Origin of the sequence: Actinophytocola sp. (assembly GCF_036378875.1) — a bacterium.
Classification (GTDB): Bacteria; Actinomycetota; Actinomycetes; order Mycobacteriales; family Pseudonocardiaceae; genus Actinophytocola.
This window is the reverse complement of sequence record NZ_DASUVO010000059.1, coordinates 1-23,617: the sequence shown is the minus strand read 5'-3', so window position 1 is coordinate 23,617 and position 23,617 is coordinate 1. Positions and strand designations below refer to the sequence as shown.

22 protein-coding genes and 1 pseudogene are annotated in these 23,617 nt (G+C 68.3%); 11 read left to right on the top strand and 12 right to left on the bottom strand.

Annotation, left to right across the window (positions count from 1 at the left end; genetic code table 11):
- The first annotated feature begins 34 nt into the window (after positions 1-34).
- From VF106_RS17235 to VF106_RS17210, 6 genes are all read left to right on the top strand, one after another.
- Positions 35-457 (top strand): hypothetical protein, encoded by a 423-nt coding sequence (locus tag VF106_RS17235; RefSeq protein ID WP_330840743.1) that lies wholly within the window; start codon positions 35-37, stop codon positions 455-457.
- Positions 454-1,986, top strand: a complete 1,533-nt coding sequence (locus VF106_RS17230) for a multicopper oxidase family protein (RefSeq protein WP_330840742.1) — start codon at positions 454-456, stop codon at positions 1,984-1,986. The genes VF106_RS17235 and VF106_RS17230 overlap by 4 nt, the downstream gene beginning before the upstream one ends.
- Positions 1,987-2,012: 26 nt before the next feature.
- Positions 2,013-2,918 (top strand): aminoglycoside phosphotransferase family protein, encoded by a 906-nt coding sequence (locus VF106_RS17225; RefSeq protein ID WP_330840741.1) that lies wholly within the window; start codon positions 2,013-2,015, stop codon positions 2,916-2,918.
- Between the two features lie 37 nt (positions 2,919-2,955).
- On the top strand, positions 2,956-3,414 hold the full coding sequence (locus VF106_RS17220) for an RrF2 family transcriptional regulator (RefSeq protein ID WP_330840740.1): 459 nt from the start codon (positions 2,956-2,958) through the stop codon (positions 3,412-3,414).
- 73 nt (positions 3,415-3,487) lie between these two features.
- Positions 3,488-4,771, top strand: a complete 1,284-nt coding sequence (locus VF106_RS17215; RefSeq protein WP_330840739.1) for an FAD-binding oxidoreductase — start codon at positions 3,488-3,490, stop codon at positions 4,769-4,771.
- A 10-nt stretch (positions 4,772-4,781) separates the two neighbouring features.
- The gene (locus VF106_RS17210) at positions 4,782-5,249 is read left to right on the top strand and encodes a GNAT family N-acetyltransferase (RefSeq protein ID WP_330840738.1); all 468 of its coding nucleotides are present in this window, start codon (positions 4,782-4,784) and stop codon (positions 5,247-5,249) included.
- Here VF106_RS17210 and VF106_RS17205 read toward each other — a convergent pair.
- Positions 5,212-6,294 (bottom strand): SGNH/GDSL hydrolase family protein, encoded by a 1,083-nt coding sequence (locus VF106_RS17205; RefSeq protein WP_330840737.1) that lies wholly within the window; start codon positions 6,292-6,294, stop codon positions 5,212-5,214. The genes VF106_RS17210 and VF106_RS17205 overlap by 38 nt on opposite strands.
- A gap of 220 nt (positions 6,295-6,514) precedes the next feature.
- On the opposite strand from VF106_RS17205, the gene VF106_RS17200 reads away from it, so the two are divergent.
- On the top strand, positions 6,515-7,969 hold the full coding sequence (locus VF106_RS17200) for a family 43 glycosylhydrolase (protein WP_330840736.1): 1,455 nt from the start codon (positions 6,515-6,517) through the stop codon (positions 7,967-7,969).
- 146 nt (positions 7,970-8,115) lie between these two features.
- Here the strand turns inward: VF106_RS17200 and VF106_RS17195 are convergent, their stop codons facing one another.
- The 7 genes from VF106_RS17195 to VF106_RS17165 form a co-directional block, all read right to left on the bottom strand.
- Positions 8,116-10,341: a beta-L-arabinofuranosidase domain-containing protein gene (locus tag VF106_RS17195; RefSeq protein ID WP_330840735.1), complete on the bottom strand. Its 2,226-nt coding sequence runs from the start codon at positions 10,339-10,341 to the stop codon at positions 8,116-8,118.
- An 11-nt stretch (positions 10,342-10,352) separates the two neighbouring features.
- Positions 10,353-11,471 carry an RICIN domain-containing protein gene (locus VF106_RS17190; RefSeq protein ID WP_330840734.1) on the bottom strand — a complete coding sequence of 373 codons (1,119 nt, stop codon included), beginning with the start codon at positions 11,469-11,471 and terminating at the stop codon, positions 10,353-10,355.
- Between the two features lie 85 nt (positions 11,472-11,556).
- Complete coding sequence (locus tag VF106_RS17185; RefSeq protein WP_330840733.1) at positions 11,557-13,248, bottom strand: carbohydrate-binding protein; 1,692 nt, start codon at positions 13,246-13,248, stop codon at positions 11,557-11,559.
- 33 nt (positions 13,249-13,281) lie between these two features.
- Positions 13,282-15,159: a glycoside hydrolase family 127 protein gene (locus VF106_RS17180; protein WP_330840732.1), complete on the bottom strand. Its 1,878-nt coding sequence runs from the start codon at positions 15,157-15,159 to the stop codon at positions 13,282-13,284.
- Between the two features lie 10 nt (positions 15,160-15,169).
- Positions 15,170-15,955 carry a carbohydrate ABC transporter permease gene (locus VF106_RS17175; RefSeq protein ID WP_330840731.1) on the bottom strand — a complete coding sequence of 262 codons (786 nt, stop codon included), beginning with the start codon at positions 15,953-15,955 and terminating at the stop codon, positions 15,170-15,172.
- A complete protein-coding gene (locus VF106_RS17170) occupies positions 15,955-16,884 on the bottom strand; it encodes a carbohydrate ABC transporter permease (RefSeq protein ID WP_330840730.1) in 930 nt (309 codons plus the stop codon). The genes VF106_RS17175 and VF106_RS17170 overlap by 1 nt, the downstream gene beginning before the upstream one ends.
- A gap of 2 nt (positions 16,885-16,886) precedes the next feature.
- Positions 16,887-18,167, bottom strand: coding sequence for an ABC transporter substrate-binding protein (locus VF106_RS17165; RefSeq protein ID WP_330840729.1), 1,281 nt, complete (start codon positions 18,165-18,167; stop codon positions 16,887-16,889).
- A gap of 141 nt (positions 18,168-18,308) precedes the next feature.
- Here VF106_RS17165 and VF106_RS17160 point away from each other — a divergent pair, with 141 nt between their 5' ends.
- From VF106_RS17160 to VF106_RS17150, 3 genes are all read left to right on the top strand, one after another.
- Positions 18,309-19,352, top strand: a complete 1,044-nt coding sequence (locus tag VF106_RS17160; protein ID WP_330840728.1) for a LacI family DNA-binding transcriptional regulator — start codon at positions 18,309-18,311, stop codon at positions 19,350-19,352.
- Positions 19,353-19,522: 170 nt separating this feature from the next.
- A complete protein-coding gene (locus VF106_RS17155) occupies positions 19,523-20,353 on the top strand; it encodes an AfsR/SARP family transcriptional regulator (RefSeq protein ID WP_330840727.1) in 831 nt (276 codons plus the stop codon).
- Between the two features lie 91 nt (positions 20,354-20,444).
- On the top strand, positions 20,445-20,870 hold the full coding sequence (locus VF106_RS17150) for a hypothetical protein (RefSeq protein WP_330840726.1): 426 nt from the start codon (positions 20,445-20,447) through the stop codon (positions 20,868-20,870).
- A 173-nt stretch (positions 20,871-21,043) separates the two neighbouring features.
- Here VF106_RS17150 and VF106_RS17145 read toward each other — a convergent pair whose 3' ends face one another.
- Complete coding sequence (locus VF106_RS17145) at positions 21,044-21,715, bottom strand: TetR/AcrR family transcriptional regulator (RefSeq protein ID WP_330840725.1); 672 nt, start codon at positions 21,713-21,715, stop codon at positions 21,044-21,046.
- Positions 21,716-21,840: 125 nt separating this feature from the next.
- Between VF106_RS17145 and VF106_RS17140 the strand changes: the two genes are divergently transcribed.
- On the top strand, positions 21,841-22,113 hold the full coding sequence (locus VF106_RS17140) for a DUF6235 family protein (RefSeq protein WP_330840724.1): 273 nt from the start codon (positions 21,841-21,843) through the stop codon (positions 22,111-22,113).
- Between the two features lie 54 nt (positions 22,114-22,167).
- Here VF106_RS17140 and VF106_RS17135 read toward each other — a convergent pair whose 3' ends face one another.
- The 3 genes and pseudogenes from VF106_RS17135 to VF106_RS17125 all read right to left on the bottom strand — a co-directional run.
- Complete coding sequence (locus VF106_RS17135) at positions 22,168-22,842, bottom strand: maleylpyruvate isomerase family mycothiol-dependent enzyme (protein WP_330840723.1); 675 nt, start codon at positions 22,840-22,842, stop codon at positions 22,168-22,170.
- A gap of 22 nt (positions 22,843-22,864) precedes the next feature.
- Positions 22,865-23,332, bottom strand: coding sequence for a flavin reductase family protein (locus tag VF106_RS17130; RefSeq protein WP_330840774.1), 468 nt, complete (start codon positions 23,330-23,332; stop codon positions 22,865-22,867).
- A gap of 85 nt (positions 23,333-23,417) precedes the next feature.
- A pseudogene (locus VF106_RS17125) lies at positions 23,418-23,617 on the bottom strand (acyl-CoA thioesterase); the annotation flags it as partial.

The following is a 23,617-nucleotide window of genomic DNA, read 5'->3' as shown; positions in this document are numbered from 1 at the left end:
ACCGGTAGGAAGACTACATATAACGTCCCGGGACATGGACACACTCGTTCGACCGGCGGAAGCCGAGCGCCGGCCCCGGCTCTCGCTGTTGGTCCTCCGGATCCTGGTCACCGCCTACCTCGTGGCCGTGCTCGGCCAACCCGTGCTGGCTGGGTTGTTCCTCACCGGGGACGTCGACGCGATCTCGGTGCACGCCGCCGTCGGCTCCGCGCTGGCCGCGTTCGGGATGGTGCTCATCGCCGCGTCGCTGGTCTACGTCCTGCGGCGCGGCCGGCTGTGGGTGCTGCCGGCGATGGTCGTGCTGTTCCTCTCGGTCGGCCTGCAGGTCGGCATGGGGTACGCCCGCACGCTGCAGATCCACATCCCGCTGGGGGTCGCGATCGTGACGTCGGTGGTGCTGCTGGCCATCTGGGTGTGGTCACCGTCAGCCGCTCGTCCCAGGGGAGGTGCGCGATGAGCCGCCTGTCACGCCGGTCGTTCCTCGGGTTGCTCGGCGTCGCCGGCGCGGCCGTCGCCGGCTGCGGGCTGGGCAGCGCGTCAGGCCAGACCGGGGAACAGCTCACCAGCGCACTCCCGCTGCCGAAACCGTTCCGCGTGCCGCTGCCGGTCCCGCCGGTGGCGAAGCCGATGGGCAAGGACCTCTACCAGATCACCCAGCGGATGGCCCAGGCCGAGATCCTGCCCGGCGTCCGCACGCCGATCCTGGGCTACGACGGCATCTTCCCCGGCCCGACGATCGAGACCCGGCGGGGCCGGCCCGTGATCGTCCGGCACCGCAACGAGTTACACGTGCCCACGGTCGTGCACCTGCACGGCGGACACACCCCGCACGAGCACGACGGCTGGCCACTGGACCTCGTGCTGCCGGTCGGGAACACCCGCGACTGGCGCTCCGGCCACGGGCTGACCGGCGACACCGTCGAGGGCGAGCGCGACTACCGCTATCCGATGGACCAGCGGGCGGCCACGCTCTGGTATCACGACCACCGCATGGACTTCACCGGCCCGGCGGTCTACCGAGGACTCGCCGGCTTCCACCTGGTCCGCGACGAGATCGAGGACGCGCTGCCCCTGCCCAGCGGCGACCGCGAACTGCCGCTGATGATCTGCGACCGCGCCTTCGCCGAGGACGGTTCGTTCCGCTATCCCAGCCTGGACCAGGAGATGCGGTCGGTGCCGGGCGTCGAGGACGAGTGGATGGAAGGCGTTCTCGGCGATGTCGTGCTCGTCAACGGCGCACCGTGGCCGGTCCACGAGGTCGACGCGGCCCGCTACCGCCTCCGACTGCTGAACGCCTCGAACGCGAGGCGCTACCGAATCGCGCTCACCGTGCCGAACGGCCCCGACCTGCCACTGACCCAGATCGGTTCCGACGGCGGCCTGCTCGCCGCACCCGTCCGGCACCAGGCGATCGAGATGGCGCCTGCGGAGCGGTTCGACGTGGTCGTGGACTTCTCCGAACTGCCGGTCGGCACCGAGGTCACGATGGTCAACGGCCTCGGCTCGGGCGGCACGGCCAACGTGATGCGGTTCACAGTGGTGCGTCAGGCGGCCGACGACAGTCGGATTCCCGATCGCCTGGCCGAGTTCGAACGCCTCACCCCGCCACCCGGCGCACCGGTACGCACCTTCAGGTTCACCCGTGGCCGGACGAACGACCACACGGGCTGGACGATCAACGGCAGGCCGTTCCACCCGGCGACCTCCCTCGCCGACTCACGGCTGGGGGAAGTGGAGACCTGGCGCTTCGTCTCCGACGTGCACCACCCCGTCCACGTCCACCTCGACCCGTTCCAGGTCCTCCGCCGCAGCGGCCGCGCACCCCGCCCGTACGACACGGGATGGAAGGACACCGTCGACGTGCGACCGGCCGAGGTCGTCGAGGTCGCGGTGCGGTTCACCGACTACCGGGGCGCCTTCGTCATGCACTGCCACAACCTGGAACACGAGGACATGGCCATGATGGCGACGGTCACGGTGAGCTGAACACGCCTGGTGGGCAGGATGTCGGTATGAAGATGCATGCCGGCCAGCTGACCGTGTCGCCGACGACGGTGCGCGAGTTGGTGGACGAACAGTTCCCCGAGTGGCGTGGCCTGCCCGTCGAACCGGTCGTCGCGGAGGGGACGGTCCACGCGATCTTCCGCGTCGGCGCGCGGTACGCGGCCCGGTTTCCGTTGGAGCCGAAGGACATCGGGTCCGTGCGGCGGTCCCTTCAGTCCGAGGTGGACGCGGCGCGCGAACTGGTCGGGCGGACGCGGTTCGCCACGCCGGAGCCGGTCGCGCTGGGTGAGCCGGGCGCCGGCTACCCGCTCCCCTGGTCGGTGCAGACCTGGCTGCCGGGGATTCCCGCCACCGTCGAGGATCCGGGTGGATCCGTCGCGTTCGCGCACGACCTGGCGGAGTTCGTCCTCGGGGTGCGGGCGATCGACACACGGGGCCGGACGTTCGGCGGCGGCGGGCGGGGCGGTGATCTACGGTCGCACGACAGCTGGATGCGGACGTGCTTGCGCAACAGCGAGCCTTTCCTGGACGTGCCGCCCCTGCGCCGGTTGTGGGACATCATGCGGGACCTCCCCCGCGCCACGCCGCACGACGTGATGTGCCACGGCGACCTGATCCCCGGCAACGTGCTGGTGTCCGGCGGCCGCCTGACCGGGGTGATCGACGTCGGCGGGCTGGGACCGGCCGACCCCGCGCTGGACCTCGTGGGCGCCTGGCACCTCCTGGAGGACGGTCCGCGACAGGCCTTCCGGACCGCACTCGGCTGCGGCGACCTCGAGTGGGAGCGTGGCAGGGCGTGGGCCTTCGAACAGGCGATGGGACTTGTCTGGTACTACGCCGAGAGCAACCCGGTCATGAGCGAACTGGGACGCCGCACACTGGCCCGCATCACGGCGGACACGTCTTGGACCTGATCTTGCGTGACTAATCCTGGATATGTAGTGTCCAGATATGCGGATGAGCGAGGGTGTCGAGTGGGCGCTGCACAGCTGCCTCAACCTGACCTGGCTGCCGGCCGGGCAGGCGGTGCCGGCGGCGAAGTTGGCCGCCTACTACGAGCTGCCCGCCGCCTACCTCAACAAGCAGCTGCAGGCCCTGGCTCGTGCCGGCATCGTCTCTTCGACGCCGGGACCGCGCGGGGGCTTCCGGCTCGCGCGGAGCCCGGAGAAGATCACACTGCTCGACGTGGTCGTCGCCATCGAGGGGGGCGACGAGGCCTTTCGCTGTGAGCAGTTGCTCAAGCAGGGGCCGGGTGCCGACGCGGCCGTCGACTATCGGCAGGCGTGCCTCGTCTCGCAGGCCATGCGGCGCGCCGACCTGGCCTGGCGGCGGGAGCTGGCGGGCCAGACGCTGGCCGACCTGAAGGCCCAGGTCGAGAAGACCTACCGGCGACCCCCAACAACACCGTGAACCGGTTCACCGCACTCGGAGTCTGAAGCAGCCCTTCCCGTACGGAAGGGCTTTGTTTAGGGAGATATTCTAGATGTCAACTATCCAGAATAGTGTTCGCGGTCAGGTCTGGCTGCCGGGTCAGCCCGGGTTCGACGAGGTGCGGCGGCCGTGGAACCTCGCGATCGAGCAGCCGGTGATGGCGGTGGTCGAGGCGGCCGACGCCGATGACGTCGCCGCGCTCGTCCGTTTTGCCCGCGACGCGAACCTGAGCATCGCCACCCAGCCCAACGGGCACGGCGCCACCGGCCGCGCGGACGGCACGATCCTGCTCCGCACCCGCAAGCTCGACTCTCTGCACGTCGACCCCGGTGCCCGGCGCGCTCGTGTCGGTGCGGGGGTGCCGTCCGGCCGGCTCCAGGCGGCCGTGGCGCCCCACGGTCTGACCGCGCTGCCCGGCAGCTCCCCCGTCGTCAGCGTCACCGGTGTCGCCCTCGGTGGCGGGCTGAGCTGGTTCGGCCGCGCCCACGGCTGGGTCGCCGACAGCGTCACCGCCTTCGACGTCGTCGATGCCGACGGGCGGCAGCGGCACGTCACCGCCGACACCGACCCCGACCTGTTCTGGGCCCTCCGCGGCGCGGGCGGCGACTTCGCGATCGTCACCGCACTCGAACTCGCCCTCCACCCCGCGCCACACCTGTACGGCGGCCGCGTCCTGTGGACCGGCGACCACGCACCGGCGGTCATGGACGTCTTCCGGGAGATCACCGCCACCGCACCGAACGAGCTGACCGTCTGGCTGGACCTGCTGCACTTCCCTGGCGCCGACCCGATGGTCGCGCTCGACGCCACCTACCTCGGCGCCGAGCGCGACGCACGCGAGCTGCTCGCCCCGCTGGACCGGCTCCCCCAGCCACTGTCCGACAGCCGACGGATCATGCCGGTCTCCGAACTTGGCTCGATCACCTCGGAACCGACGGATCCGAGCCCGGGCCTGTCGCGCGGCGAACTGCTCACGGAGCTGACCGACACCACGGCCAAGGCGCTGCTGGCCGACCCGATCGCGCCACTGCTCAGCGTTCAGGTCCGCCACCTCGGCGGCGCGTTCACCCAGCCGTCCGACAGCCCGCACGGCCCGCTCACCGAGCCGTACATGCTTTACCTGTTCGGCATTCCCACCGACCCGGCCGCCGTCACCGCCAAACAGCAGGCACTCGCCGAGGCACTCCCGACCAGCGGCCGCAAGCCCTTCACGTTCCTCAACCCCGGCGAGACGGTCGCGGACGCCTTCGCGCCCGAGGTGATCACGCGCCTGCGCGACATCAAGCACGGCAACGACCCGGAAAATCTGTTCCGGAGCAACTTTCCGCTCGCCTAGATTGACCCGCATGGCTGAGTTCGAGATCGACGAGGACCGGACAAGGGTGGACCGGGACGTGCTCTGGGAGTTCCTGTCCACCAAGGCCTACTGGGGACGCTTCCGCGACCGCGCGAAGGTGGAGCGGCAGCTCGATGGCGCGTGGCGGGTGGTCGCCGCCTATCGCACCTCCGACGGCGCCATGATCGGGTACGCACGCGCCGTCTCCGACGGGGAGGCACAGGCCTACCTGGCCGACGTGTTCGTGGTCGAACAGGCCCGCGGGCTGGGCATCGGCAAGGCGCTCGTGCACGCCATGATCGAGGAAGGACCGGGCCCGTACTTCCGGTGGATGCTGCACACGCTCGACGCGCACGAGCTCTACCGGAAGTTCGGGTTCGCCGAACCGGACGGCACCTACATGGAACGCAAGGGCCGCAACAACGAGGTGTTCGGCACAGCTACCAACGAAGCGGCAGCGTTGCCAGAAACGCCGTGAGCTTGTCCGCGATGAGTTGGTGGTCGCGTAGTGACGGGTGCCAGTGGCAGCCGAGATAGTCGAGACCGTCGTAGTGCCAGTGGCGGACCCGGTTGTCGCCTGCCGCGTTGCGTTCCTGGACGATCTGGCGGGTCAGGTCGGTCAGTGCCGTGGTGTTGGACATGTGCGTCGCGGTCACCACGACGTACGTGCGGGGCCCGTACCTGGCGCGGATCTTGTCCAGGAAGCCGTGGTAGGCGGTGCGGTACGCGGCGGCCAGGCTCTCCGGGGTCCACGCCTCGCCGGGGTTGATCGCGGTCGAGAAGTCGTTGATGCCCAGCCCGATCACCACGACCTGCGGCCGCCAGCTCCTCGGTTTCGGCCACACGTCGCCGTCCACGCTCAACAGTGCGCGGTCGTAGTAGGTGCGGTAGCTCGTGCCCGGCTCGCCGCCGTTGTAGTTACGTACCACGCCACGGCCGGAGAACGCGTTGAGCTGGTAGTCGGCGTCGAGCCGGTCCGCGGTGAGGGCGCCGAAGCTGAGGTCGGCGTTGGTGGTCCGGTGCACCTCCTCCCCCGTGCACTCGCGGGTGTTCGACATGTTGCCGTAGCCGGCGGTGTAGGAGTCGCCGATGTACTCGATCTGGCGGCTCCTGGCGCGCGGGCCGCCGAGGAGGGCACCGCCGGGACCGGCCACGAAACCACCGAACTCACTGACCGCCCACGGGCTTTCGGAACGCTTGACGAGTCGGACGTCGTGCACGCCGGCGGGGAGGTTCCTGACCCAGTGCGTGGTCTGACCGGGCATCACGAGGGTGACCACGGTCGTGCCGTCGATCTGGACGTCGTAGTCGGCGGCCGCGTCGTTGAGGACGATTCCCACTGCCGTACCACGGAAACGGCCCTCGAAGTAGACGCCCGGCCAGCTGTACCGCTGTGCCCCGTCCGCCAACACCGTGCGGCCGGCCGAATGGACCAGCGGCCGGGGTGTCGCTTCTACGGTCGGCGCCAACAGCGGGGCGACCAGGAAAGCCGCCAGAGCGGCGGTCACGCGTAAAGATCGCACGAAGCTCTCCTTCCCGGGTAAACCACGAAATCATCCAAAATGCTCACCAGTGCGACTGAGCATTCACGCGTTTCACAATATGTGCGGGGTACCGTAGAATTCTGAACCGGTACACCCTGCTAGCTGTCTTTCAGACTACTTCCTTTCTGCGCGAAGACGAGAGGACTCGATGATGCGTCCTGTCCGGTCAAGACCATTGCGCTGGCTCACCGTCGTGGGAATGGCGGCCGCGCTGGTCACGTGGGTGCCCGCGGAGCAGGCCCAGGCGGCCGTCGCTTTCACCAGCACCATCGTCAACCAAGGGAACAACAACTGCACCACTGTGCCCGGCGGCGCCCCCACCAGCGCCCTGCAACTCACCCAGTCGTCGTGCAACGGTGGCACGAGCCAGTCGTTCGCGTTCACTCAGGTGTCCGGTGACGTCTATTCGATCGGGACATTGACGGCCGGAAGCTGTATCGACATCTCCGGCGCGTCCAGCGGTGACAACGCGGCCGTAATACAGTACGCGTGCCATTCCGGGACGAACCAACAGTTCCGGCTGGCGCCGGTCAGTGGTGGCAACACGTTCAACGTCGTGGCGGTCAGTTCCGGGAAGTGCGTCGCGCCGTCCGGGGACAGCTCCGCGAACAACATCACGCTGGTGCAGCTGCCCTGTTCCACCGCGACCAGCCGCGTCTGGCGGATTCCCAACTACACCAGCGGTCCCGGCGGCGGGGCCACGTTCGCGAACCCGTTGGTCGCGCGTGGACCGGACCCGTGGCTCCAGTACTACAACGGTTTCTACTACCTGGCGACGACCACGTGGAACCGGACGATCACCATGCGCAAGTCGCGCACGCTGGCCGGGCTGACGAGCGCGCCGGAGACCGTCATCTTCAACCTCACCAGGCCCAACGGCGCGGGCACCATGTGGGCGCCGGAGTTCCACCTGCTCAACGGACCCAACGGGCAGCGCTGGTACTTCTACTACACGGCCGGCCGGGAGCCGTTCGACCTCGGCAGCCAGCGTATCCACGTGCTGGAGAGCGCCGGGCTCGACCCGATGGGGCCGTACACGTTCAAGGCCGACATGCTGGACCCGCAGCAGGACAACACGTGGGAGCTCGACCCGAGCATCCTGCAGCTGAACGGCCAGCTCTACCTGCTCGGCACGTTCTACAACGGATCGCAGCCGAACTTCATCCGGCCGCTGTCCAACCCGTGGACCGCGAGCGGCACCCGGCGCATCCTGTCCACGCCGACCTTCAGCTGGGAAACCGTTGGCGGTGCGGTCAACGAGGGCGCGGAGGTCATCCAGCGCAACGGCAGGACCTTCATCGTGTTCTCGGCCAGTCACTGCTCCACTCCCGACTACAAGCTCGGCATCCTGACCTACAACGGCGGCGACCCGTTGCAGCAGTCGTCGTGGGTCAAGTCCAGTCAGCCGGTCTTCCAACGCAACAACGCCGCCGGCGTGTTCGCCCCAGGACACAACGGGTTCTTCAAGTCCCCTGACGGCACGGAGGACTGGATCGTCTACCACGCCAACAGTTCCGCGAACGGTGGCTGCGACATGAACCGCAGCACCCGCGCGCAGAAGTTCACCTGGAACGCCGACGGCACCCCGAACTTCGGCACCCCGGCAGCAGCGGGCACCAGACTCCCGGTCCCCTCGGGCGAACCAGCAAGCTAACCCCGCGAGTCTCGCTTCCGGCCCCCGCGAGTCGCGCGTTCGGCCCCTGCGAGTTACGTTTTCGGGAACGCCCCGCGCGTACACGAAAACGAAACTCGGGGGTGCTGACCGCGAGACTCGCGGGGGCTGAACGCGAGACTCGCGAGTCAACTGACCACGATGCGGTCTAGGTCGGGGGCCCATCCTGTTGGGTTGGCCACGCGGATCGTGTTCGTGCCGGCTGTCAGTGTCAGGGTTGTTGTTACCGAGCCGACTGTGTTCCAGCCGCCTGTGCTCGGGGTGTTCACCGTTGTCGCCGCGCCGCCGTTGACGCTCACGGTCAGTGAGCGGTTCTCGCCGGACGCGTAGTGGATCGCGACCTGGTGGGCGCCCGCCGTGGCGGTGACGTTGTTGAACTGCAGGTAGTTCGCCGTGCCGTTGCCGACGTAGCCCACCACCGCGCCGCCGGACGCACCGGACGCGGTCCGCACGGCCGCCTGCCCGCCGAGCGTGTTGCCGCTCGCCTCCGCCTCGTACGAGGTGCCGGACGAGCCACCACCGCTGAGCCGCCAGTACACCGTGTACCGCTGGCCGTGGGTGGCGTAGTACGGCAGCAGCGTGACCGCGCCCGTGCTGGCCGTGCCGGTGAAACGCAACGGGTTCGCACTGTCCTGGACGAGCGTGCCCGTCTGCAACGTGGGCAGCGCGTTCAGGTTCGTCGTGCCGTACTGCCCGGCCAGCACGATCGCACCGTACTTCGCCGCGCCGACATTGCCGTCGTCGTTGGCACGCGGGAAGGTCAGCGTCGCCGGCACCGACACGTCCACGACGTCGCCGGACGCCCACACCCGGTCGATCGTCGCGTACGTGCCTGGCGTGGTGGCGCCCTGTGCGACACCGTTGACCCGGACCACCGCCCCGGATGTCCACTTCGGAATGCGGACCTTGAGCGCGATGTGCCCGGCACCGGTGATGGTGAGGCGTGTACTCGGTGACGTCGGGTACGTGGTCTCCTGCCGCACCGTGATCCCGCGTCCCGGCCAGGTCAGCACGGACGGGATGAACAGGTTCACGTACAACGTCTCGCCGGAGTGGAAGTAGATGCTGTCGGCGAACTTCACCTGGGACTCCATGGCGGAGCCGTGGTCGCAGGTGAAGTTGTTGTAGTCGTTGGAGTAGGTCTTGATGCCGCCGGCACGCAACGGGTTGTAGTACGTGACGTACCCGCGCGCGGAGTTGGGATCCTGCTCACCGAGGATCTGGTTGTACAGTCCCAGCTCGTAGTAGTCCATGTACTCTGCGGTGTTCGGGAACGTGAAGAACAGCTGCCTGGTCAGCTTGAGCATGTTGTAGGTGTTGCAAACCTCGCACGTGCTGTCCGACAGCTGGCTCGCGATCGCGTCCGGGGTCTGGAAGTACTCGCCGTTGGAGTTGCCGCCGATCACGTACGTGTGGTGGTCGATGACGATCCGCCAGAAGTTGACCGCGATGTCCCGGTAGCGGGTGTTCCCGGTCGCGTGGTACTCCCGGATCGCCCCGATGATCTTGGGGATCTGGGTGTTGGCGTGGAAGCCGGCGAGCCGGTCCTGGTTGGCGGCCAACGGGTCGAGGATCTGCGCGTGGTCGAACCGCTGTGCCGCGGTCAGGTGGTCCGCGGTGCCCGTGACCTGGTACAGATTGGCCAGCACCTCGGGCATGCCGCCGAACTCGGTACGCAGGACCTGCTGCATCTGACTGGTGGACAAGGGATCCGTCCGTGCCTTGACCCACGCGGCCTTGCGCAGCAACACGTCCATCGCCTGCTGGTTGCCCGTCAGCTGGTACTGGTCGAGCAGGCCCGCGTAGATCTTGTGCAGCGTGTAGTACGGCGCCCATACCGAGCCGCCGCTTTCCAGGCGGTCGAAGAAGTTCTCCGGGAAGGCGGACAGGTAGCCGGTGCGGAAGCCCTGCGCCGGCGACCTGGCCTGGCAGGCGGCCAGCGCGTTGACCAGGTAGTCGCCCTTGGTCTTGTACTGCACATCGCCGGTGTTCGCGTAGGCCATCGCCAGCCCGGAAAGCAGGTGACCGGTCGAGTGTCCACGTAGCTCGGTGGTCGGGCTTTCCCAGCCACCACACGGTTGCGCGGAGCTGGACAGTCCGGCGTTCGTGCGGAAGGTGTGCAGCAGGCGGTCGGCGTCGACGAACCGGAAGTACGCCAGCTGACGGTTCATGTTGTCCAGGAACGGGCCTGGGGACAGGCGCACCGCGCTCAGCGGGAACGGGAACACGGACACGCCGACGTCGGTGCGGTCCGCGGTGGCCGTGCCGGCCAGTGCCGGTGTCAGGGCCGCGCCGGCCGTGATGGTGCCGGCGGCCTTGAGCAGGGTACGTCTGTCGAAGAATGACTCGCGCATCGTCGCGCCTTTCAGAACAGGAAACTGCCGTAGAGGCCGTTCAGGATCGCGTTCTTCTGACTCTGGTTGAAGTGGGTGTTCGGGTAGTTGTAGAAGGACGCGGACATCGGTGTGCCGTCGGTGGACGTGGAGTCCGGCAGGCCGAACGCGTGGCCCAGCTCGTGGACCATGCCGCCGTACCACCGGTTCATCGGCCCGTTGATACCCGCGGCCCCGTCCGCGTCGTGCTGGCAGAGGATGACCCAGCCGTTCCCGCCACCGCCGCCCGCGCCAGGGCCTTCGGCGATGACCTCCCCGACGTTGATCCACCGGTTGTCCGGCGCCCCGATGTTGAACCTGCGCAGCAGCTCCTGCTGCATGTTGAACACGGACCACCAGTAGCGGTCCGGGCCGTTCGGCGTGTTCTCGTACCAGCTCTTGACGTGCTCGCCGGTCACGACCTGCACCACGGGTTCGTTGAGTCGGAACGTCCTGCCCAGCTCCTGCTGGTAGTACCGCTGCGCCTCACGCATCACGGCGGCGATGCCGTCCGGGTAGCGCTGGTCGTAGGGCACGTCGGACGGGCGCAGCAGCCATACCCGAACAGTCCTGGTCGGCGGGTCCTGTGTCCCGCCGCCGCTCGGGTAGCCGGCGAGCCGCCAGACCCGGCTGCCCGCGGTGGAACACGGCAGTTGGACCAGCTGGGTGTTGCTCGCCGGGTTGTCGCCCGATGGCGCGACGCACTTCCCGGAGCCGACCGCCACCAGCTGGAAGGTGGTGGCGCTCACGGACCGCAGCCGGAACTGCTGGTTCGTGCCGGTGTGGCACGCGTACTGGATCACCGCCGCACCGTCCGAACCGGACGCTCCGTTGATGTCCACGCAGCTGCCCGAGGTCAGCGTGCGGACGTTGTAGGTGTCGTCGCTGCCGGCCAGCGGGGTGAACGTGAACGACTGGCTGGCACTGGAGTCGCAGGACGTCTGGGTCAGCCGCAGTGCGCTGGTGCCGGCACCGCCGGGGACGGTGGCGCAGTTGCCGTTGCCCTGGTTGGCCACCGTGCTGGTGAACGTGGTCGCCGCGGCCGCGGTCCCCGCGGACAACACCGAGAGCATGCCGGCCACGAGGCACAGCACGATAAGGAGTGGACGCATCATCGAGTCCTCTCGAAATGTTAGCGCTAACATTTAGTGGATAGAAGCCGTCCCGGGACACGGGCCGGCGCTCTCGCGTGGCGGATCAGGTCAGTTGGATGTAGTCCAGCTCGGCGAAACCGGTGGCACCGTTGAAGAAGGGCGCGCCCTTGGCCAGCCGGATCACGTTGTAGCCGGCACGGAGGTTGACCGTCGTGGAGACCGTGCCGAACTGGGCCCAGCCGGCGGTCGGCGGATAGCTCACCGTCGACCAGCCGCCGCCGTTGGAGGCCAGGCCGTGGGTCGCTGTCGCGCCGGTCCCGTTCGCGTAGCCGATCGCCATCGTGTAGGCGCGTGCGGTGGGCACGTTCACGATGAAGTCCACGTAGCTGTCACTGCGTGGGTCACCGGCGTTGTCGATGCGCCCGACGTAGCCGCCGTTGGAGGCGGTCGAGTTCGTCAACCGCTGCGCGCGGAACACTGAGGCGTTCTCCGCCTCGTACCGCTGCTGGAAGGCGGGCACACCGCTGGTGGGCTGGACCACGAGGTGGTATGCGCTCGTCGCGGACATGTTCGGCACCGGCACCGTGATCTGGCCGTTGGCGACCGTGACGGTGGTGTTGGAGATCGTGGTCGGCGCGGTCACCGCGGTGAAGCGACCCGACGACGGCGTCGACTCCAGGGTGACCCGGACACTCGACCCCAGCGCGCCGAGGCCGGTGAGTTGGACGGAGTTGGTGCCCGACTCGTCGCCGAACACGACGTCCACGCGCCGCCTCGTGGCGTCGTAGGAGGCGAACCCGTCGATCCCGGTCTGCGCGGGCGGGGTCGTGGTCACCATCCGGCCGGCCATGTCTCCGTACCACTTGTAGAGCCACCATGTGCCGGTCGGCTGGTTGTTGACCGTCAGGCCGTTGACCGTCCCGTACTCGAACCAGAACGCGCGGTCCGCGGCCCACACGTTGGCACGCTCGAGCTTCGCGATGTAGTTGGCGACCCGGCCGGGCACGTCGACCTCGTCGGTCCAGGCGTACTCGTTGATGAAGATCGGTCGCGGGCTGATGCCGAGCGACGACTCCAGCGAGCGGTAGGCGGCGACGTTCCCGGCGATCGACGCGCTGGAGTGGTTCAGCTCGTGCCAGATCACGAGGTCCGGCACGGTGTTGGTGTTGCGTGCGTTCGTCAGGAACGCGCGCATCCGGTTGGCGTCCCAGCCCGCGTACCCGGGGCCGGCGACGGGGGTGGTGGTGTCGCGGGTCCGGATGCGTTGGACGGTCCTCGTCCAGCCCGCGTTGAAGTCACCGGCGGCCGCGGTGTTCCAGGTCCAGTCCGGCTCGTTCCAGATCTCCCACGCCACCACGTTGCTGACCGAGGTGGCGGCCAGCCGCCGCGACACCATCGTGTCCACCTTGGACAGCCAGTCGTCCCAGCTGACCCACTGGTACGGGAAGTTCGGGTAGATGTCCGGCATGCGGATCACCTGGGCGGCGCCGACCCGGTCAGCCTGCGGGGCGACCAGCAGGGCGTCGCCCCCGGGGGGTTGCCCGTTGGGCCGCTGCCCGACACCGGGCGGTGGCTGGGTCAGTGTGTGCATCTTGATGGGCAGCAGCGTGCTGTCGGCCGGCCGGTTGTTCTCGGCCAGCGCGTACAGCCCGCCGGACGCGGCGTGCGTGACCGGCCGGAACGGGGCAGCCACGTTGACCACCAGCGTATGGCCCGCTGCCTGGGCCGGTAGTGCGGACAGGAGTGCGGCCGACATGGCGACCGCGACGGCGATCCCGAGGGCTCGTCGTGACATCGGGTACCTCACCTACATGCAGGGTTGCAGGGGCTACCTCGTGGCGGCGACCGGGAGCCAGACCCGCATCGGGCCTGGTTTCCGGTTGCCCCACAGGAAATACGGGATGGCGGTGAAGGCGAGCGGGCCGCCGCGCTCCTCGGTGTCGACACCGGACGAGTACAGCTCGTCCGACGCGGGTGGGGAGACCGTGCCGCCCGCGATGAGCGTGCGCGGGACGTCCGGCAACCGACCGGTCATGATCGGCGCGGTCGGGTCGATCCGCACGTCCTCCAGCGTGACGCCGTCCGGCAGGTCGGCCTGCTCCAGCGCGTAGACGAGCGGCCCTCTGGCCAGCGCGACACAGCCACGGACGGCGTCGATCCTCGGGTGCGGGCGGACGACGCGGGGCGGCATGGGCAGGTCGAGAATGACGGTGGCGCCGGCGGACCAGTCCCGGCGCACCTCGGCGTAGCCGTCGCCGGCGGCGACCGGCTGGCCGTCGATCCGGGCTTCGGTGGCCCAGCTGGGAATCCGCAGCGCCAGCGTGATCAGCGCGGGCGTGGTCACGGTCAGCTCGACCCGGCCGTCCCACGGGTACTCGGTGCGTACGGCGACGTGGACGTCCACCCCGTCCACGGTGGTGCGCAGCTCGCCGGCGGCGTACAGGTGAACCTGGAGTCCACTGTGGTCGGCGGTGACGGCGTAGCCGGACAGGGAAGCCAGCAGCCGGGCCAGGTTGGGCGGGCAGCACGAGCACGAGTACCACGGCAGGCGGCCCGACGGCGCGTCCTCGTGCGAACCGTCATGTCCGGTGCGCAGGTGCAGGGTGTTGGAGTAGAAGAAGTGCGTGCCGTCCAGGGCGGTCGAGCCGGCGATCACGTTGTACAGCGCCTGTTCCATCTCGTCGCCGTACCTCGCCTCCCCGCTGGCCAGCAGCATCCGCCAGTTCCAGTGGAAACCCGCGATCGCGGCACACGTCTCGCCGTACGCGCGGTCGGGCGGCAGCTCGTAGGGGTCGCCGAACGCCTCGTCGCGGTGCCGCGATCCCTGCGCGCCCGTGAGGTAGGTCTTGGCGCCGTACGCGTCGTCCCACAGCCGGCGCGCGGCGGCCAGCAGCTCCTCGTCGTGTGTCTCCACGGCGACGTCCACGACGCCGGCGAGCAGGTACAGCTGCCGCACCACATGCCCGGCCACCCCGTCCGCCTCCCGCACCGGCACGTGGTCCTGGAGGTAGGCCGCACCGAAGTGTTCGTCGTTGAGCAACCCGTGCCCACGCAGGTCCACGAACCGCTTGGCCTGGTCCAGGTACGGCCGGTGACCCGTCACCCGGTACAGCTCCACCAGCGCGGTCTCGATCTCCGGGTGCCCGTCGACGTCGTCGACCTTGCTGAACCGCTCGACGATCAGGTCGGCGAAGCGGCGGGCGACCGTGACGACCTCCGCGCCGACGCCGGCACGGGCCGCGGCCACAGCGGCCTGGACGAGATGTCCGGCGCAGTACAGCTCGTGGCTCCAGTGCATCTTCCGCCACCGCTGGTCCGGTTCGACCAGCGTCAGGTACGAGTTGAGGTAGCCGTCCTCGCCCTGCGCCTTGGCCAGCAGTGCCGCCGTGGTGTCCACAAAGGCCCGTAGTTCGGCGTCGTCCGGCGACCGGCCCAGCTGCCATGCCGCGGCCTCGAGGGTCTTGTAGACGTCGGAGTCCGCGAACCACATGTTCTGGAACTCGCCGTCTGCCTCGCCGGTGACGCGGCGCAGGTTGTCCAGCGCGCCCGCGGCGTCGAGTTGGCCGATGCAGTACGGCAGCGACCGGGTGGCGTTGCGCCGCTGCCAGGCGCCGAGGAAGCCGTCGGAGGCGAACGTGAGGTCGGTCAGCGGAAGTGGCCGGAGCGTCGAGATCGCGTCGGGCGTGGGGTGGACGGGTCCGGTCATCGTGGCTCCTTCAGCCCTTCAGGGCGCCCGAGGTGAAACCGCGTACGTAGTACCGTTGCAGGATCAGGAAAACCGCCACGCACGGCAATGCGGAGGTAACGACACCCGCCTGCAGTGCACCGAAGTCGACCGAGCCGAGGTTGCCGGACTGGAGGTTGAACAACGCGACCGGGAGCGTGAACTTCTCCCCGTCGGTGAGGAAGATCAGCGGCGCGACGAACTCGTTCCACGACGCGAGGAACGAGAACAACGCGATGGTGACGATGCCGGGCAGTGCGCCACGCAGCAGCACCCGCCGCAACGCGCCGCTCACCGTGCAGCCGTCGATGAGCGCCGCCTCCTCCAGCTCGACCGGCAGCGCCTCGAACGAGTTGCGCATCATGAACAGGCCGAACGGCAGCTGGAGCACGGCCATCACGAGCCCGAGACCGATGAGCGAGTTCTGCAGGCCGAGCCAGCCGAGCAGGATGTACAGCGGAACGAGGATCGTCGTGTACGGCACCATGAGGATCGACAGCGTGACCAGGAAAAGCAGGTTCCGTCCGGGAAACGCGAGCCGCGCCATGGCGTAGCCGCCCAGCGTCGTGGTCACGACGGTGACGACCACCGCGACCACCGCGACGACCGTCGTGTTGAACAGGTAGAGGCCCAGGCCACCGCCGTAGACGGCGAGCCGGCGGTAGTTGTCGACGCCGTCACCGCTGACCGACGAGTACGCCGTCCACAGCATCGGCAGCAGGAACAGCACGGCAAGGGCGGCACAGGTGACGTAGAAACCCGTTCTGCGCAAGGCCATCACCGCCCTTCCCGACGGATCAGCCGCATCTGGGCGATGTTGAGCACGATCAGGACGACGAGGGTCGCCACCGAGACCGCGGCCGCCCGGCCGAGGTCCTGTGACAGGAACGCCTCGCGGTAGATGTCGATGACGACGGTCGCGGTGTCGTGCCGGCCGCCGGTGAGGATGAAGAACTGGTCGAACGCCAGCAGGGAACCCGTCACCGACAGCACCATGGTGAGCGCGAGCGTGGGCCGCAGCAGCGGCAGCGTCACCCGCCACAGGATCTGCAGGCGACTCGCGCCGTCGATCCGCGCGGCCTCGTACAGCTCCGGGTCGATGCTCTGGAGCCCGGTCATGAGGATCAGCATGTAGAAGCCGGCGAACCGCCACGTGATCATGCCGACGGTCGAGCCGAGCGTGCTGCCGTTCGAGCCAAGCCAGTCGGGTTGGCCGAGGCCGAGCCAGCCCACCAGCTCGTTGAGCGGCGAGGCCTCGGTGTTGAACAGGCCGTAGAACAGCAGGCTGGTCGACGCGAGGCCGACCGCGCTGGGCAGGAAGAAGATGGTGCGGAACGCGCCGACGCCCGGCCGGTCCCGCTGGACCAGCAACGCCAGTCCGAACGCGACCAGACCGAGCACGACCGTGGTGACCACCGTGTACTTGAGCGTGAACCAGACCGCCCTCAGGAACAACGGATCCCGCAGTGCCTCGAAGTTGGCCACGCCGTTCGGGCTCGACGCGCCGATCAGCGGCCAGTGGTTGACCGACATCCACAGCAGCAACACGAGCGGCACGACGAACAGCACCACCACCAGCGCCGCCATCGGGGCCGAGTACAGCAGCCCAAGGCGCCGCCTGCTCCGGTTGACCGCCGCCCACCGGTGACGCGGCGCCGGTGCGGTCGGGGTCCGCACCGACGCCTTCGGCGGCGAAAGCTGCACCACGGTCAGCCGCCGCTCGACAGTGACTCGGTGATGGCCGAGTTGTGTTCGCGCAACGCGGTGGCCGGGTCCGCTGTGCCGAACACGGCGTCGATCACCGTCGCCGTCCACGGTCCGTTCGGGTCGTTGTACGTCTTGCCGAAGTTGACCGAGATCGGGGTCTGTCCCTCGCTCGCGAGCTTGTTGAACACGCCGAGCCGCGGATCCTGCTTCGCGTAGGTGTTGTCGGCGAGGTCGGAACGAACGGTGATGTTCTTGCTCTTCGCGATGACCTCGACCTGCGCGTCCTCCGACAGGGTCCATGAGATGAAGTCCCACGCCGCGGCCGCGTGCTGGCTGTTGGAGCTGATGCCGAGCACGTCACCGCCGACGAACGATGAGCTGCCGCCGTTCAGCCCGGGGATCGGCGCGACCCCGACCTGCAGGTTCGGTCCTTCCTCGATGCCCTGCAGCCCGGTGGCGCCCATCGGCTGGATGCCGATCTTGCCTTGGCCGAACAGCTCCGTCCACGTCGGCCCGGACTCGTTCTTCGCCGCAGGCGGGACAACACCGTCGGCGTACATCTTGCGCAGCAGCCCGTACACCTGCGCGGCGGTCGAGTTGTCTATTGTGGACGCGGTGCCTTCCTCGTTGAGCACCTCGCCGCCGGAGGCCCAGATCATCGGCCAGCTCGTGAACAGCTGGCAGCCAGGACAGGCGCCGCCGAAGAAGTAGCCGCTGACGTCGCCGAGCGCGGAGATCTTCTCCGCGTAGTCGACCATCTCGGCCATGGTGGTCGGTGGTTTCTCCGGGTCCAGGCCGGCGCGGGTGAACAGCACCTTGTTGTAGAAGACCGCGGAGAGGTCGATGTCGTGCGGCACCCCGTAGTTCTTTCCATCGTGGGTGGCCGTCTTCATGTGCGCGGGCGCGAGCGTGTCCTTGAACGGCAACGTGTTCACCCGGGCGGTGAGGTCGAGGTACACGCCTTTCGAGGCGTAGTTCGGTGCGTAGACCACGTCGGCGGCGAGCACGTCGGGCAGCTGCTTCGCGCCCGCGGCCGTGCCGACCTTCTGCTGGTAGGAGTCGGCGGGGAAGACCGTCAGCTCCACCTTGTTCTTGTGGCTGGCGTTGTACGCGTCGATCAGGGTCTGGCTGAAGGTGGCGGTTGGCGCCCGCGTCCACATGGTGATCGTCGTGCCGTCGTCCACCGACCCGGTGTCGTCACCGGACGCTGTGGACGGACCCGTCTGACACGCGGCGAGGACCAGTAACCCCGCCAGTAGAGCGGTCGGCGTTCGTAAACCCATCGTGCCTCCCGAACAGAGCGGAACTTCGAGGAGTGACGAGGAAACTTCGGAAACCGGTTTCCTCACGCTAGGCGCGCCCGCGCGGCGGTGTCAAGACTCGGTTTGGCCTGATCAAGCGGTTTCGGGAGGTAGCATGCGATGATGCCACCCAGGAAAGTCGCGGAAAGCCCCGGAAACCTCAGCCGGCCGGCCACGATCAGCGACGTGGCCAACCTGGCCGGGGTCTCGGTCGGCACCGCGTCCAAGGCGCTCAACGGCCGCGGCTCACTGCGCGTGGAGACCCGGCGCCGGGTGCTGTCCGCGGCGGAACAGTTGGGGTTCCAGCCGAACAAGGCGGCCGTGGCGCTGAACTCCGGCCGTACCTACACGGTCGGCATGATCACGACCGACACCATCGGCCGCTTCAGCATCCCGCTGCTCATGGGCGCCGAGGACGCGCTCGGCGCAGGCGAGATGTCGGTGTTCCTGTGCGACGCCCGCGACGATCCGATCCGGGAGCAGTACTACCTGCGGACCCTGTTGAGCCGCCGGGTCGACGGCATCATCGTCACCGGCCGCCGCACCCAGGCCCGCCCGCCGATCGGCACCGGCCTGCCCATCCCGGTGGTGTACGCGTTCATCAGCTCCGCCGACCCCGGGGACTGCTCGGTCGTGCCGGACGAGGCGGGCGGCGCGCACAAGGCCGTCGACCACCTGGTCGGCGTCGGCAGGCGCCGGATCGCCCACATCACGGGTCCGGAACACCACCACTCCGCCGCGATCCGCGCCGCGGCGACCGAGGCCCGTCTCGCCGAGACCGGCCTCGACCTGGTGAGCCCGCCCCTGTTCGGCGAGTGGAGCGAGGCGTGGGGCCGGCAGGCGGTGCAGATCCTGCTCGGCACGTCCCGTGAGTTCGACGCGGTCTTCTGCGGCAGCGACCAGATCGCCCGAGGCGCCGCCGACACACTGCGTGCGGCCGGCCGCCGCGTCCCCGACGACGTGGCACTGGTCGGCTTCGACAACTGGGACGTGATGGCACTCGCCTGCCAACCACCACTCACGAGTGTGGACATGGAACTCGAGAAACTCGGCCGCACCGCCGCGGACCTACTTCTCGCCGCCATCAACGGAGAACCCGCACCCGGCACACACACCCTGCCGTGCCGCCTGGTAATCCGCGACTCGACAGTTCTCCAGAGCACCTGAGCGCGCGGACTCTCCAGCGTGCCAACCACAACCGCGTGTCGGCGTCTCCCACGTTGCCCAATATTCGCGTATTTCCGAGCGGTCGCATTTCAGGAGATTTTCGCTCGCACCATATGGTCGTACGCTTCGTGAAGAGACAGGTACCACGCCCGGCGAAATGAGCTGACCAAATGCGAGCTGAAATCAAGGTACTCGGCGCACTGGAGGTCTCGGTCGACGGAACGTCGGTGGTGCCAACGGCGAGCAAGCCGCGGCAGCTCCTGGCCATGCTGGCCATGAACGTCGGCCAACTCGTGACGAGCTCGACGCTCAAGGAGGAGCTGTGGGCCACCAACGCGCCGCGCAGCGCCACCACCACGCTGCACACCTACGTGATGCACGTGCGCAAGCTGATCCGCGACGCGCTGCCCGCTGACCAGGCGGCGGCCTGGTCGAGGAAGCTACTGGTGACCAAGCACACCGGGTACGTGCTGCAGGTCGAGCCGGAGGCGGTGGACTCGATCCGTTACGCCCGGCTCGCGGCGGCCGGCCGGGCGGCGGGTCTGGCAGGCGACCACGTGAAGGCCGAGGGGTTGCTGTCCGAGGCGCTCGGGCTGTGGCGGGGGCCGGTGCTGGTCGACGTCGCCACCGGCCCGCACCTGGAGATCGAGTCGATGCAGCTCACCGAGCGCCGGCTGACCGACCTCACACTGCGCATCGACTCGGACCTCTACCTGGGCCGGCACCACCAGGTGCTCGGCGAGCTCGCCGCGCTGTGCGCCCGCCACCCGTACATGGAGAACTTCCGCGCGCAGTTCATGCTCGCCCTGTACCGCTCCGGGCGCCCCGGCCAAGCGCTGGAGGTCTACCACGAGATGGTGACCACGATCCGCGAACACCTCGGCGTCGACCCGTCCCAACGGCTCCGCGAGATGCACCGCGCCATCCTCACCGGCGACACGACCATCGACGACCCCCGGTTCCTGATCAACACCTGGGCACGCCAGGCCATCGCCGGCTAGCATCGCCGATGTCTCGAAAGACGCGCCGATGACGTTCAACGATCCGAAAGCGTCGTTCGGGACAGCGCCTCAGCTTGTTTAACCTTGGGGGATGGAGCAGACGGTCTTTGCGTCCATCAGGTACTCGGCCAGCTGTCAGGACTGTGGTGCGGAGTTGGCATGCTGGGGTGTTCAGTCCCTGGTGAACGGCTCACTGCGCTGGGATACGGAGTCCAGGTGCCCGGCCTGCGGGCATGCGGTGGCTGCCTGCGGTGGCGATCTGCCTGCTGAGCTTCGGAATCGGCTGCTCTCCGAGCGTGGCCCAGCGCTGCTCCAGGTAGGTCCCTCCGCGCGCAATGTCGTGATCATGCGCGTTCTGCGGGCCGAGTTCGGCCTTGATCTGGTCGGCGTCAGGGCCGTACTGAACGAGGTCGTGACCGGTGCTTACTCTGGCACCATGCCCGAAATGGAGTTTCTGGCGCGCAAGCTGCGGGCGTCTGGGATCGATGCCGTTGCTGTTCAGTCATCGGAGCTCTGACCTGGCAGACAGCCGTCCTTCTTGGTTTGGTGCCCTTCTTGTGGCACTGATCACGCAGCCTTGGTCGGTCTTCCTTCTGTCGCAAGAGGAAATGGTCAACCAAGGACTGCGTTCATGATTAACCGGGTGCCACCAGCCGGATCCTTGAACAACAAGCTCAGGTCTGACGCCGCCTATGGCAGGGTGGCGCGGTCATGGCCCAGCTCGACCTCGGCGCGCTTGGCGGATGTGGCCACCGCGTCGGTGGCAAGGGGGAGGTCGTCCCCCGCGCCAACGACCAGTGAGACGAGCTGGCTCTCGAAGCACTCGTCGGCTGTCCACGGTTCGATGAGGTAGTCACCCAGTTCGAGGTTGACGAGGCCGTGCATGGCGAACCACATGTGGTGCGCGACCATCGCCGGGTCCGCGTGGCGGAAGCGTTCCGCGTCGATGCACCGGCTCACGCAGTCGACGATGTTGATCAGTACGTACCTGCCGTGCTGGCGATCGTCCTCGGTCAGCTCGAACCCGGACAGCGACTCGCCGCCGAACATGGTCGCGTACAGGTGGGAGTTCTCCAGTGCGTTGCGGCGGTAGGCCCGCCCGAGCACACACAGGTCGGCCACGGGGTCGTCGGTCTGCTGCACCTGGCTGAAGTACGTCTGCAGGCGGGCGAAGCCCTCGTAGACGATCTCGCGGACCAGGCCGCTCATCCCGCCGAAATGGGTGTAGACGGCCATCGTCGAGGTGTCCGCCTCCGCCGCGATCCGCCTGGTGGACAGCGCGCGTGGCCCCTCGTCGGCAAGGAGCTTGGCGGCGACGTCGATCAGTGTGGTCCGGACGTTCGGGTCTGCTTTTCTCGGCACCTTGACATTGTTACATAACAGCGCTAGCTTATGACTAGTACAACAGTGTTATGGAACAGTGAGAGCAGGTGTCAGTGAACCGCCCCCTCGAGCCAGTCGACAACGCGAACCGTCCTCTTCTGCGCATGGAGACCGGGATCGAGGTGCTGGAGAAATGGGCGGACGACGCGACCCCGCGGGACAAGGATGTGGTGTACGCGGCCCTGTTCGCGACCACCGACCGCTCACTGTTCAGAACCCACGACGTCCTCGACGACGAGTACCGACTGAACGAGTTCTTCGTCCTGCTCGAGGGTGACGTCGTGATCAAGATGCGCGTCAACGGCTACGACAGTTTCGGCCTCGTCTACATCGGTCCGCGCACGAACGCGCCAGGACTGACGAGCGCCACGCGCTGAAGGACGCCATCGTCGCGACCTCCTGCGCGACGATGGCGTCCTTCAGCGCACTTCCTACGCAACCGTGACCAGGTTCTCCACCGGCTGGGTCGGCGGTGTGAACGGGCCCCACGTGAACGCCGGCAGCCAGCGGTGCGAGTCGCGGCTCCAGCCCAGCCGGGTGATCTGCTCGTGCGTGCGCCTGCCGGCGAGCGAGCGGTAGATGTCGTAACGGTCGCCGGACAGGGTCGCGACCGGCTCGCCGACACCGGCCCGCCATTCCTGCCCGTCGACGGAGATGAGCACCGCGGGCAGGTTGTGGGCGGCGACCTCGGCGGAGAAACCGTTCAGCACGATCTCGAAGGCCCGGTCGTACGCCGGGTGGTCGACCGGCAGCGGCGCGCCGAGGGCGTAGCGGAGGTCGAGCTCGTGGGTGAACGCGTCCATCACCATGATGCTGCCGCGACGGCCACCGTGCGTCTCGAGCAGCTGCTCCAGCCGCTCCCCCATCTTGGCCCACTCCTCCAGGAGGCCGTCGACAGGCAGCCCCGCGGACGAACGCTCCACCTCGGCCCAGCCGGACATCCGGCCGATCGCGAACGCGCTGATGCCCACCAGGTGCGAGACCAGGTCGCGGACCGTCCATTCCGGACACGACGGGACCGGCAGGTCCTCGGGTGCTGGATACTCCGCCACCAGTGTCGTCACGCTGTGGATGGCCTTGCGGTATGCCACGTGGTTCGGCTCCATCGGGCTCCCCTCCCAGTTCGGATCAGGCGGTGCGTTGCGAGGGCATCCCCTGGTGGAAACCGCCTGCGAAGAACAGCAGCGCGTCGCCCGGGCGCCGGGTCGCCTCCAGCACCTTGCCCAGGAAGATCGAGTGGTCGCCGCCGTGGTAGACCTCGGCGAGCTCACATTCCAGCCAGGCAAGGGAACCGGCCAGCAGTGGTGCGCCGCTGCGGCGGCCGGGCGACCACTCGACCTCGTCGAACTGGGCCAGGCCCCTTGGCCGGCCGCGGCTGGCGAAGTAGCGGGCCACGCCCTCCTGTTCGGCGCTGAGCACGTTGACCCCGAAGTGGCGGCTGCGCAGGATGGCCTCGTGCATCTGTGCGGTGCGCGCGATGCAGCACAACACCATCGGCGGGTCCAGCGACACCGAGCTGAAGGCGTTCGCGGTCATGCCGTGGCAGTGCTCCCCCGCCGCGGTGAGCACGGTGATGCCGGTCGCGAAGCTGGACATGACCTCCCGCAGGTCCTGCGGCGAGGGCGACTCGGGGTCCTGCTCCGAAGGCTGGACCGGCCACAGGTGACGTTCGTTTGCCACGTCAGCCTCCCGCCGACTGCCTGGCCGCCGTTTCCGCGGCACGGTTGGCCGTGTAAGGGACGAGTGCTTCACGGAGCTGTACGGGCACCCTGGTCGGCACGGTCGCGTTGTTCGGACCACGCATACACGCGATCCGCTGCTTCCCACGAGCCACCAGACTCTCCACACCATCCCTCAAGTGCACATAATCAAACGTGAACT